Below are 12,740 nucleotides of genomic sequence, written 5' to 3'. Positions count from 1 at the left end.
AAAGATTAAAGGACTAATTTTTATCAAAAATTAGTCCTTTTTTGTCTTTATTGGGAGAAAATAATGAAAAATATAACTTATTTTGACAATGCATCAACATCTTATCCTAAATTTAAAAATTTTTATGAGGATACTATGAATATTTATGAAAAGTATGGAGTTAATTTTTCACGAAATAACTCAGAAAAAAGTAAAGATGCAAAATCTATAAAAGAGAATTTGATAAAAAATATAAAAACAATATTTAAGACTAAAAATGAAGTAATACTAAATTCATCTGCTACATTTTCATTAAACGAAATTATATTGGGATTAGATTATACTAATATAAAAACAGTTTACATATCACCTTTTGAACACAATTCAGTCTATAGAGTTTTAAAAAGAGTTATAAAAGAGAAAAATATAGATATAAAAGTTTTAAAATTTCATAGATTTGATTTAGATTTTGAAAATATGAAACTTCAATTTATGTCAAAAAAACCAGATTTAATAATATGTAATCATGCATCAAATGTTTTTGGAAATATTTTACCAGTAAAAGATATATTTGAAGAGGGAAAAAAATATGATGCTATAACAATTTTAGATGCAACGCAAACTGGAGGAGTTTTAGATTTTTCAGAAATCTCTATTTCTTCAGATTTTATAGTTTTTGCAGGACACAAAAATTTATATGGGCCGTCAGGAATAGGAGGATATATCTATAATAAAAATGTTCATCTAAAACCACTATTATATGGTGGTACAGGAATTAATTCTGAAGATGAAGACATGCCAGAGGAGCTTCCAGAGAGATTTGAAGCGGGAAGTCCAAATATATTAGGGATAATTGGTCTTAAGATATCAACTGATGAACTTTTGAAAATTGGGATAGAAAATATAAAAAATAAAAAGCAGAAAAACATAAGAGATTTATATGATCTTTTAGAAGAATATTCATATGATTTGAAAATTTTATCAGATAGAGAAAATAATGTTGGAGTTATCTCAATAGAAGCTAATGATTATACCCCACAAGAATTAGAAAATATTTTTAATGATGGGGGAATAATAACGAGAAGAGGTCTTCACTGTGCTCCTTTAGCCCATAAACATATGGAGACCGATAAAAACGGAACTTTAAGATTATCAGTTGGATATTTTAATGATGAAGAGGATTTATACAAACTAACAGAGGTTTTAGAAAGTATATTTTAGGAGAGGCTATGAAAATATTGAAAGAGTTGTTTCGAGATAAAAAGTTGGAAGAAGATTTAGATGAATCAATAGAAAAATGTAATTTTTTAAAAAATGAACTTGCTCGTATATTAAAAAATAATGAGATTTTACAAGAAGAGTTAAAGAATTTTGAAAGTTTAAAAGAAAAAATTCAAATGAAAGATAAAGATATGAAAAATTTGAAAATTGAAAATGAGAATCAAAAAGATGAATTAATAAAAATTAAAATTATCCAAAGAGAATTAGAAAATGAAAAAAAATTATTATGTGAAGAGAAGAAAGAATTAGAAAAAGAGCTATTAAAAAAAGCAACGTTAGATTTAAGATGCCAAGAACTTAAATTAACATTAGAAGATTTAACGGAAAAATCAACTAAAGATAAAGTAGAAAAGAAAAAATTATCAGAAGAAGTGTTAAAAGTAGGAGAAGAAAAAAATGTTTTAGAAAAAGAGTTAAAAGAATTAAAAAAAGTTAATGAAGTGGAAAAAGAAGAAAAAGAAAAACTATCAAAAGAGATAGTTTCGTTGTGTGAAGAGAAGAAAGAATTAGAAAAAGAGCTGTTAAAAAAAGCAACGTTAGAGTTAAGATACCAAGAACTTAAATTAACATTAGAAGATTTAACGGAAAAATCAACTAAAGATAAAGTAGAAAAGAAAAAATTATTAGAAGAAGTGTTAAAAGTAGGAGAAGAAAAAAATGTTTTAGAAAAAGAGTTAAAAGAATTAAAAAAAGTTAATGAAGTGGAAAAAGAAGAAAAAGAAAAACTATCAAAAGAGATAGTTTCGTTGTGTGAAGAGAAGAAAGAATTAGAAAAAGAGTTGTTAAAAAAAGCAACGTTAGAGTTAAGATACCAAGAACTTAAATTAACATTAGAAGATTTAACGGAAAAATCAACTAAAGATAAAGTAGAAAAGAAAAAATTATCAGAAGAAGTGTTAAAAGTAGGAGAAGAAAAAAATGTTTTAGAAAAAGAGTTAAAAGAATTAAAAAAAGTTAATGAAGTGGAAAAAAAAGAAAAAGAAAAACTATCAAAAGAGATAGTTTCGTTGTGTGAAGAGAAGAAAGAATTAGAAAAAGAGCTGTTAAAAAAAGCAACGTTAGAGTTAAGATACCAAGAACTTAAATTAACATTAGAAGATTTAACGGAAAAATCAACTAAAGATAAAGTAGAAAAGAAAAAATTATCAGAAGAAGTGTTAAAAGTAGGAGAAGAAAAAAATGTTTTAGAAAAAGAGTTAAAAGAATTAAAAAAAGTTAATGAAGTGGAAAAAGAAGAAAAAGAAAAACTATCAAAAGAGATAGTTTCGTTGTGTGAAGAGAAGAAAGAATTAGAAAAAGAGCTGTTAAAAAAAGCAACGTTAGAGTTAAGATACCAAGAACTTAAATTAACATTAGAAGATTTAACGGAAAAATCAACTAAAGATAAAGTAGAAAAGAAAAAATTATCAGAAGAAGTGTTAAAAGTAGGAGAAGAAAAAAATGTTTTAGAAAAAGAATTAAAAGAATTAAAAAAAGTTAATGAAGTGGAAAAAGAAGAAAAAGAAAAACTATCAAAAGAGATAGTTTCGTTGTGTGAAGAGAAGAAGGAATTAGAAAAAGAGCTGTTAAAAAAAGAGATGTTAGGGTTAAAATGCCAAGAGTTAAAAATAAAGATAGAAAATTTAGAGAAAAAAATAACTGAAGAAAAAATAGAAAAAGCAAGAGTGTCAAAAGAGTTATTAAAGATGCAAGAAGGTAAAAGTAATTTAGAGAAAGAAAAAGTAATGGTAGATTCAATTGAAAGGTCTAGTACATGGAGTTGTACAGATTACAATGAGTATTTAAAAAATAAAGATAGGTTAAGTGAATATTTATCTACTTTTTCAGAAAATGATTTTAGAAAAATTGTTTCTTTAGGGAAAGAAAAAAATATTTTTAATACATTTGATGAGAGACAAATTTTAACTGTAATAACTTGGTTAAAATGGGGAACTCCATTATCAAAATTAAATACTGATAAAATAAATGAATTATACATAAAATTTATGGAAGGATACCATAAAACTCTATTTAATAAAGTTGAACAAAAAGAAGTAATAAAAGAAAAAGAAGATGTATTAGAAGAAATTAAAATAGATTTAAAAGAAAATGAAATACAAGAAAATAAAAAGGAGCTTAGATTAGTTGGTAAATGGAGTGATTATGAAAAATTTTTAGAAAATAAAAATGATTTAATTCCATTATTAAGAAATTTCACAGAATCTGATTTTAAAGAAATTTATATAGAGGGTAAAAAAAGAAAAATCTTAAAACCATCTCAAGAAAGAGATTTTTCAAATATAATGACAAGATTAAAATTAAAGTTACCATTAACAGATATGAGTTTGGAAAAAATAGAATTATTTTATGAAAAACTTATAGAGGATATGTATAAAGATAAGGTTCAAAAAGTAGATAACTCCTTAAATAAAAAAATTAATGAAATTCCACTAGAAGTAAATTTATTAGAAGAGGAAATAACATTTAATGATTTAGAAAATTATAGTGCAAATGATTGGTATGAGCTTTATGATTTGTCTAAGAAAGATGGAAATATAAGTGAATGGTTAAGAAAAAAGATATTTACTTTAGGAAAATATATTGAAAATAATTTAGAAGTAAATAAAAGTCAATATCAAATTATAAAAAATAATTATTCAGAATTATATCCTTTAATAAAAAAGATACATGAGAGTAAGAATAATTTAAAGATTAAAAATTTAAAAGTTATTGAAGATAAAGAAGTACAAGATAGCGATTTAAAAGTAGAATTAGATAAAACTATTGCAGATATATTATTCTAATAAAGAAAGGGAAAAATAGAAATGTTTGAAATATTAGATTTAAAAACATCGTATAGAAGTGATAATGATGATATTTATTGTGATTTTTTTGAAAAATGTTTAAAAAATTCAATTTCTTATGATAGAGCTGTAGGATATTTTACAAGTGATAGTTTATGCTTATTGTTAGAAGGAGTAGAAAATCTTATAAAAAATAATGGTTTAATGAGAGTTGTAACGTCTCCTAAATTATCTGAAAAAGATTTGGAAACTATAAAAAAATTAGATGATATAGAAGTAATTAATTTGAAAATAGAAAAAGAATTGGAAAAATTTTATTCTGGAAAAGAAGAAGATATTACAAAGATATTTTCTTGGTTACTTAGTAAAAATATACTTCAATTAAAGATAGCTTATCAAAAAAATCATTTTGGAATTTATCATGAGAAGTTTGGGATATTTAGAGATATAAAAAATAATAAGATAGCTTTTTCAGGATCAGTTAATGAAACTATTGGAGGAATGAGTAGAAATTTTGAATCGATAGATGTTTATTCATCGTTAGATGGAAAAAAAGATTTGGAAAGAGTAGAAAATAAAGAGAAGGATTTTGAAAAACTTTGGGCTAATGAAACAAATAAAATCGAAGTAATTGATTTAAGCGAAGCAATCAAAAAAAATATAATTTCAAAAGCTCCAACAGATGAAGAAATAAAAGTAATTTTAAATAAAAAATATAAAAAAAACTTATTAAAAGGTTTATCTAAACCAGAGTGGTTAATAGTTAGAGAGTATCAAAGTGAAGCTTTTAAAAATTGGAAAAATAATAATTTTAAAGGAATATTAGAAATGGCGACTGGAAGTGGAAAAACATTAACAGCTTTGAATATAATGACAGAAATATCTAAAGAAAAAAGAATGTTTTTTATAGTAGTTTGTCCTCAAACATATTTAGTAAGACAGTGGTCAGAGGAAATTAAAGAATTTGGAATAAAATCTATAATTTGTAATTCAGAAAATAAAAATTGGAAAGATGAAATAAATAGAAAACTATTTTTACTAAATGAAAATCAAGAAGATGTTGTAGTTGCAGTTGTGACAAATAAGACATTACAAAATATCTCTTTTTTGAGAGCAGTAAGAAGAATCAAAAAGGAGATTATGATCGTAGTAGATGAATGTCATAATATTGGAAGTTCTAGTTTTGAAGAGTTTTTAGAAAAAGAAGAATTAAAAAAAATATCTCTGAGGCTTGGATTATCAGCTACACCAGATAGACAAGGAGATCAAAAAGGAAATGAAATTATAGAAAAATATTTAGGAAATGTTGTTTTTCAATTTTCTTTAGAAGATGCTATAAAAGGTGAATTTTTAACAAATTACAAATATTATCCTTATTTTGTAACTTTAACAGAGGATGAAGAGAGAGAATATATAGAGCTGAGTAAAAAAATATCTTCAATGAGTTTTTCTAAATCTTCAAATATAAAGGATAAGAAAAAAGAGTCAACTCCTTTAGAGATGCTTTTATTTAAAAGAGCTAGATTATTAAATTTAACGAGCAATAAAATAGATAAATTGTTAGAAATTATTGATGAAGATAGTTTTAATAATCTTATATATGTTGGAGCTGGAAAAAGTAAAAGTGAGTATGAGGATACCGAACAAAAGTTTATAGATAAAACAATGGATATCATATCGAAAAAATTAAATTTTAAACTTATGAAATTTACATCTCAGGAATCTAAAGAGGAGAGAGAAGAGGTAATTGGAAAATTTGTTAAAAAAGATATAAATGCAGTTGTAGCTATAAAATGTTTAGATGAGGGAATAAATATTCCGTCAATAGAAAGAGCTTATATTTTGGGAAGTACAGGGAATTATAGAGAATATGTTCAAAGAAGAGGAAGAATATTAAGAAAAGCCAGTGGTAAAGATATAGCAGAAATACATGATTTTTTAATAGTTCCTAGAAGCTATGAAAATTATGAACCTATACAGGACTCTAATTTTAACTATGAAAAAAAATTAGTCGAAGGTGAATTAAAAAGACTTCAAGAATATAATTCGTTAGCTTTAAATAAAAATAGAAATGAAAATGAATTAAAAAAAATAAAAGAGTTTTATGGAATATGAGGAGAGGATAGAATGAGTGCAAAATCAAAAGGACAAGAATTCTTTGCAAGCTTAAGTAAAAATGAGCAAAATACAATAATTGCAATAATCAAATTAGAGAATAATCCAGATAGATTAATTAAAAAAGAAAGTGCTGTGACAGTAAAAGAAATTAAAGAGATAATCGGACAATATTCAATGGAGTGGAGCGACTAATGATATTTAAAAGTATAATCTTAGAAAATTTTAGACCATATTATGGAAAAGTAAAATTAGAGTTTTGTAGTGGAGAAAAAAATATAACGCTTTTAAAAGCTGAGAATGGTTCTGGAAAAACAACTCTTTTAGAAGCTATTAAATGGGGATTATATGGAGGGAATTTAGATTTAACATCAGCAGATCCTAAAAAATTTGGAGCGAGTAGTTTTGTAAATAAAAAATATTTAGATGAAAATAAAAATAAAGTGTCAGCTAAAGTAATTTTAAATATAGTTGGAAAAGTGTCAGAAAATAGTATAGAGCAAGAATACAAAATAACAAGAGAAATAAGTTTTGAGAACGATATATTTAAAGGTGTAAGATTGGATATAGAATCTAGAGATGGGAAAATAACAAGTGAGAATTCAGCTATACATTGTCAGGAGATAATAAATCGTTTATTACCGAAAGAAATTAATTTTTTTGTTGATGGAGAAAGATTAGAAAAAATAGCTCCAGAAAAAGAGAATCAAAAGAAAGCAAAAAAAGAAAGTATAGAAGCAATCGAAGAATCTATAAACAGAGTATTAGGAATAAAAAGTTTAGAAAATGCTGTTTTAGATACATCAAAAGTTTACAAAGAGCTAGAGAAAGAATATTCTGAAAGCAATAGTTCTAATAAAAATATTGTGGATTTAGAAAAAAAAGTTAGCGCAATAGAGAATGAATATAAAAGTAAATTAGATACAAAAGCAGAAATAATAAAAGAAATTGAAGTTATAGATATAGAAAAAGAAGAGTTAAATAATAAAGTAAATGAGCTCATGATGATAAGTCAGGAAGATGAAAAAAATAAAAAAAGAGTTGAGTTTTTACAAGCTGATAAAAAACAACAAGAAAATTCGAAAGAGCTAATTCAAAAGAGATATGAACAATTTTTATCATTAAAAGGTGTTGAGATTATTTCATCTCAAATATTAAAAAATGGTTTTAGAGTAATTGAAAGAAAAAAAGAGAAAGGAGAAATACCGTCAAGATATGAGAAAGAATTTTTAGAAGAATTACTAAATCTAAAAGAGTGTATATGCGGAGCATCATTAGCTAGTCATACGGATAACTATGCTAAAATAGTAGCAAAATTAGAAAATGCTGCAACAAAAGAGAATAGAGAAAAAGTAAGTGAAGTATATTTTATGTTAAAAAATAGAGAACAAAAGAATTTTCTAGAAATTATAAATTCGATAAAATTAGAAAATAATAAGATTCAAAATAAAATAGATAGTATTGAAGATGAGTTAGATGTTTTATTAAAAGAATCTAATTATGATCTTCAAGTTGAGTTGCAAAATATAAAAACAACAATTACGAATAAGGATGAGATAAAAAATAATCTTCATAAAAAAATAGGAGCTTTAGAATTAGAGATAGAAAGAATTGAAAAAGAATTAACTTCAGTTAGAATTGAAAAAGTAGAGGCTGAGAAAAGAGATACAAAAAATAAAAGAGCAAGAATAAAAAGAGATTTTGCAGAAAAAATAATGTTAAATCTTGAAACTTTGAAAAAATATAAAGAAGCTCAAGGAAGAGAAGGATTAAAGCATAAAATAGAAGAGGTTTATTCTCGAATAAATAAAAAGAGATATAGTGTTGAATTGACAGAAAATTTTGAATTCAAAGTTTTTGATACAGATGGGAAAGAAGCTGGAACGTCAAAGGGAGAAGCAAAAAATAAAGCTTTAAGCTTTATTGGAGGATTAGTTTATTACGCAAAGGAATTAAATAAAGAAAAAAATAAGTCTGAGTTAGATTGTGATGGTGGAATATACCCTTTAGTGTTAGATGCTCCATATGGTGATTTAGATAATGACTATAGATTGGACTTTACTAAAATGTTACCAATTTTATCGGAGCAGGTCATTGTAATGGTTTCATCAGGACAATGGAATTCTACAATAGAAAATGTTGTTAAAGATAAAATAGGGAAGATATATACATTAGAAAATGAAAGAAGAACAGGAATAGACAAAAGATATGATGTTACAAGAATAAAAGAGGAGATTTAATATGAATGAACTATTTCAAGAAGAGATAAGAAAAAGAAGAGAAGTGAGTAATGAACTAAATGGATTTGGTTACGAAAAGGAATTTGATAATATATATAATGAGTTATTAAATCAAAGAGGAGATGGTTTCTTTGATACAAAAAAAGATATATATGTGTTAGCAGCATTAATAGGATTTAATTTATATTCAAATCAACCTCTAAAAATTGAAAAACATAGTTTAGTAAAAAAAGAATTTAGACCTTTATCACCAGTTGATTTTAGTGAATATTACCATTTAATATATTCAGTAGCATTATCTTTAAATAATAGTATTGAAGATATATTAGACAATAAAAGAATAGTAGATATATTTAATAATTGTGCCAGTTTAGGAATAGAAAAGTTAAAAGAGATATTAACAAAAGATGGAGAAGGATATATAAGAAACTTTGAGGATTTTTTAGAAAGTCCAGAAAATTTTTTAGAGAATATGTTTGATGAGGAAAGAGAAGAGAGAGAAATAAACGAGGTCATGAAAATAATCGTATAATTTAGGGGGATAAGTAATTGAAAGTAAAAAAACTAAGGGAAATATTTCAAGAAGAAGAGGAAAAAAAGCTTATTCTTCCAAATTTTCAAAGAGAATTTGTATGGGATTCTAAACAACAAAAAGAACTACTTGCAACATTTTTAGTTGAACTACCAATAAGTAGTATTCTATTATTAAAAGGTACTTCAAGTGATTTTAATTATAGAAAACTATGTTATTCAGATGAAGTAGAAGAGGCTAAAGATGAGTGTTTATATTTATTAGATGGACAACAAAGAATGTCGACTTTAAAAGCCATATTTACAGATCTTTTTAAATTTAACGAAGAAAATAAAGGGGAGTGGGAAAAGAAATATTCTAGTACTTATGGAAAAATAAGAAATAGATGGTTTTTAAAGGTTCAGAGTGGAGATTCTGAAAATCAAGATATTTTTGGATATGAAAACTTAGATTTTAGTTGTGAAAATTTGAGGAAATATACTCCGAGTGAAATCATCGATTTTATACAAGATTATAAAATAAATGACAAAACAACAAATAAAATATCAACTAAAACTATATGGTATCATCCAAAATATAGTTTTCAAAAAGTAAGTGAAGCAGCTAAAGTTAATGAGTTTGCAAATCTTTGTAGTGAAGAAAAATTAATACCTTTATTTGGTCTAAATGAAGGGAAAAATTTACAAAATAAAGTTGTAGAAAAAATAGCCAATAAAAGAGCTGATGAAATAGTAGATGAAATTGATGAATATGAAGAAGAAGAAAAAATAAAGCAAATAAAATATTATTTTAAGGATATCGATCCAGAATTGAACGACGAAGAGGTTTTAGATGAATTTGATGAGAGGAAAAGTAATCTAAAATCAGCCTTGGCAGCTGAGTGGAAAACAAAAATTACTAATTTTCTAGATAAATTGATAGAGCAGGAGATTTCAGTAATTGAGATAGAAAAAAATGAGATCAGTAGAGGAATAGCAATTTTTGAAACAATTAATAAAGGTGGGACACCATTAGATAATTATGATTTGATTGTAGCGAAAGCTGCTAAGGATTCAAAATTAGAATCTTTAACTCAAAGAATAAAAAAACTTGTAGAAGAAGGAATTAATATTCCTAAGAATATTTTACCTCAAGAAAACACTATTTGGAATGGATTAAATATTGGAGTAATAGAAGGTCAGGATGAACTAAATAAAAGATTTAAAAATCAATATTTAAACTTAATGTCAATTTTTTCTCATGTAGAAGATCCATTAAACTTAAAGTTAGATCATATAAAAAGAGATAAAATGTTTGAAATGACAACGGACCAGATTAATAGTTTGACCCCTAAGACAATCAAATCTTTATTAAGAGCGTTAGCATTTGCCAACTATAGACTAGGGGTTATAAAATTAGGAAACATATCATTTGAACTAATGTTATTACCGATTGCATATATTTTATCTGATGATGATAATTGGAAAGATAAAAGAGTTTGGGATAAGATTGAATATTGGTATTGGACATCGATATTTATAGGAAGATTTAGGGAAAGACAAAATATAAGATCTGTAGAAGATTTAAAAACTCTTCATAAATGGATAAACTTAAATAAATTAGATGATCTAAAAGTAAAAGAATTAATAGAAGATAATATAGATAAGGTTTTAAATGTAGAAAGTTATTCTGATTTAGAAACTTTATTAAACGATTCAAAAACTCCGAGTCCTGTTAGTAGAAATCTATTAGGTTATATATTAAGTCTAGAGCCTTATGATTTATTGCCTGGAAACCATTCAGAAAAATTAAAAACATTTGAAATAACTGAAAGTTCAAAAGAATTAGAAGATCATCATTTAATTCCTTTAGGAACAGGAACTAAATATGGAGAATTAAGTTCTAAAATAAGAAATGATAAAACACATATATTAAATAGTATATTAAATAGAACTTTAATAAGTAAAGAAGCTAATAGAAAAATAAGAGATATGGGGTTTGATAAATATATGAGTGATGTTCAAGATATGTCTAGAATAGGACAAATGATAAATAGAAATTTAAATCAAAAGTGTAATGAGAATTTGGATGAATATTATAGAAGAGTTTTAGAAGAAAGGTACAACACTATAAAAGATACTTTATTAAGAGAACTTCATCAATTAAGCGATAGATAGAAATAGAGGAAATAATATGAAAAATGAAGATTTAAAAATGTATTGGGACTTTGAAAAAAATATTCCTTTAATATTAGAAGAAAATAATGATTTCTTAGAAGTAGCAAAGGATTTAAGGCCAGTATTTTTACAAGAAAAATGGCTTTTAATAAATTTATTTTCACAAAAATTAGATAATAATTTTTTAGGAAAATCAGTATGGGCAACAAAACAAAATAGATATATTGTAGATGGGAAAATGATTGATGTAGTCCCGACATCTAAATTCAAGAGTATGAAACAAGATGAGTTAGAGAATGTTAGAAAAAATATTTTATCATTTTCAATAACTGAAGAACATATAAAAAAAGAAAAAGAAATATTTGAAGCTTTTATAATAGCTAATAAAAATAGATTTAATTATCTTGTAAAAAGTGAAGCAAAAGACAATGAGGGGCAATTTATTGGGGCAATACCTTTTATAGTTGAAACTTTTGAAAAATATAAAGATAGAATAACTTTAGTTTCTTTTTCTGGAGGAAAAGATTCAACAGTAGTTTCACATTTAGTTAGGTTAGCATTAAATAATCCAAGTATTTTACATATATTTGGAGATACAACTTTAGAATTACCTAAATCATATGAATATGTAAAAAGATTTCAAGAAGATAATCCTTTTACACCTTTTTTTGAAGAGAGAAATGAGGAAAATAATTTTTTTGAAATGTGTGAAGAAATTGGCCCGCCAAGTAGAGTAAAAACATGGTGCTGCTCAATTTTTAAAACAGGACCTATGGGAACAACATTGGCAAATTTTGATGAAAATATATTAACGTTTTTAGGATTAAGAAGAGGGGAGTCAGCCTCAAGATCAAAATACAAAAAAGTATCCCAAAGTCCAAAAATTCTAAAACAGATAGTAGCATCTCCAATTATTGATTGGACTGATTTAGATGTTTGGTTATATATATTATCTGAAAATTTAGATTTTAATGATTCTTATAGACAAGGATTTGCAAGAGTAGGTTGTTGGGTTTGTCCAAATAATGGAACTTGGTCAGAGTTATTATCATCAATTTATAATTCGGAAGAGTATGATAAATGGTATAGATTTTTAGTTGATTTTTCTAAAAAAATAGGGAAAATCGATTATGAAGATTATGTAAAAGATGGAAAATGGAAAGCTAGACAAGGTGGAGAGGGATTAGAAAAAAGTACAGATATATTAGTTGAATCTAAAGAATGTGTAAATGAAAAAAATTCAAAAACATTTATTCTTAACAAATCAGTTAATGAAGATTTTGTACAACTTTTTAAACCATTTGGAACTTTAAAAATTATGGGGAAAAATAGAATGTCTGAGCTTATTATTTTAGATAGAAAAAATAATCCATTATTTAAAGTGATGTATAAAGATGATGATAATGAAGTTAAAGTAACTATAATGAAAAGTAAGGATAAATACATATTTAATAAAATTCAAAAACAATTTAATAAATTTAATAGTTGTTTATATTGTCAGGGATGTAATTCTGCTTGTCCAACAGGAGCTATTTATGTAAGTAATGGAAAATATATAATTGATGATAAGAAATGTGTGAATTGTTTAAAATGTATAGATAAATTTGATTCAGGTTGTTTAATTGCGTCAGCATTAAAGATAAAAAAGAGGTAA

8 protein-coding genes are annotated in these 12,740 nt (G+C 25.0%); all 8 read left to right on the top strand.

Annotated features, from left to right (window positions below; translation table 11 throughout):
- Nucleotides 1-63 precede the first annotated feature (63 nt).
- Genes NON08_RS01325 through NON08_RS01290 form a run of 8 tightly spaced genes read left to right on the top strand, consistent with a single transcriptional unit; the run spans nucleotide 64 to nucleotide 12,740 of the window.
- Entirely contained in the window at nucleotides 64-1,200 is a 1,137-nt protein-coding gene (locus NON08_RS01325) for an aminotransferase class V-fold PLP-dependent enzyme (protein WP_256689735.1), read from the top strand.
- Between the two features lie 8 nt (nucleotides 1,201-1,208).
- On the top strand, nucleotides 1,209-4,043 hold the full coding sequence (locus NON08_RS01320; RefSeq protein ID WP_256689734.1) for a hypothetical protein: 2,835 nt from the start codon (nucleotides 1,209-1,211) through the stop codon (nucleotides 4,041-4,043).
- Nucleotides 4,044-4,064: 21 nt separating this feature from the next.
- Nucleotides 4,065-6,158 carry a DEAD/DEAH box helicase family protein gene (locus NON08_RS01315; RefSeq protein WP_256689733.1) on the top strand — a complete coding sequence of 698 codons (2,094 nt, stop codon included), beginning with the start codon at nucleotides 4,065-4,067 and terminating at the stop codon, nucleotides 6,156-6,158.
- A gap of 12 nt (nucleotides 6,159-6,170) precedes the next feature.
- A complete protein-coding gene (locus tag NON08_RS01310; RefSeq protein WP_256689732.1) occupies nucleotides 6,171-6,353 on the top strand; it encodes a hypothetical protein in 183 nt (60 codons plus the stop codon).
- Nucleotides 6,353-8,398 (top strand): AAA family ATPase, encoded by a 2,046-nt coding sequence (locus NON08_RS01305; RefSeq protein WP_256689731.1) that lies wholly within the window; start codon nucleotides 6,353-6,355, stop codon nucleotides 8,396-8,398. The genes NON08_RS01310 and NON08_RS01305 overlap by 1 nt, the downstream gene beginning before the upstream one ends.
- 1 nt (nucleotide 8,399) lies before the next feature.
- Complete coding sequence (locus tag NON08_RS01300) at nucleotides 8,400-8,930, top strand: hypothetical protein (RefSeq protein ID WP_256689730.1); 531 nt, start codon at nucleotides 8,400-8,402, stop codon at nucleotides 8,928-8,930.
- A 17-nt stretch (nucleotides 8,931-8,947) separates the two neighbouring features.
- Nucleotides 8,948-11,086, top strand: a complete 2,139-nt coding sequence (locus tag NON08_RS01295; protein WP_256689729.1) for a DUF262 domain-containing protein — start codon at nucleotides 8,948-8,950, stop codon at nucleotides 11,084-11,086.
- A 16-nt stretch (nucleotides 11,087-11,102) separates the two neighbouring features.
- Nucleotides 11,103-12,740 (top strand): phosphoadenosine phosphosulfate reductase family protein, encoded by a 1,638-nt coding sequence (locus NON08_RS01290; RefSeq protein WP_256689728.1) that lies wholly within the window; start codon nucleotides 11,103-11,105, stop codon nucleotides 12,738-12,740.

Origin of the sequence: Cetobacterium sp. NK01 (assembly GCF_024506395.1) — a bacterium.
In the GTDB taxonomy this organism is placed as follows: Bacteria; Fusobacteriota; Fusobacteriia; order Fusobacteriales; family Fusobacteriaceae; genus Cetobacterium_A; species Cetobacterium_A somerae_A.
Note: the sequence above shows the minus strand (reverse complement) of the source record. Positions and strands in the feature narration are given on the sequence as shown.

Coding starts and splice junctions, on each gene's coding strand:
- NON08_RS01325 (WP_256689735.1), top strand. CDS start 64: ATGAAAAATATAACTTATTTTGACAATGCATCAACATCTTATCCTAAA.
- NON08_RS01320 (WP_256689734.1), top strand. CDS start 1,209: ATGAAAATATTGAAAGAGTTGTTTCGAGATAAAAAGTTGGAAGAAGAT.
- NON08_RS01315 (WP_256689733.1), top strand. CDS start 4,065: ATGTTTGAAATATTAGATTTAAAAACATCGTATAGAAGTGATAATGAT.
- NON08_RS01310 (WP_256689732.1), top strand. CDS start 6,171: ATGAGTGCAAAATCAAAAGGACAAGAATTCTTTGCAAGCTTAAGTAAA.
- NON08_RS01305 (WP_256689731.1), top strand. CDS start 6,353: ATGATATTTAAAAGTATAATCTTAGAAAATTTTAGACCATATTATGGA.
- NON08_RS01300 (WP_256689730.1), top strand. CDS start 8,400: ATGAATGAACTATTTCAAGAAGAGATAAGAAAAAGAAGAGAAGTGAGT.
- NON08_RS01290 (WP_256689728.1), top strand. CDS start 11,103: ATGAAAAATGAAGATTTAAAAATGTATTGGGACTTTGAAAAAAATATT.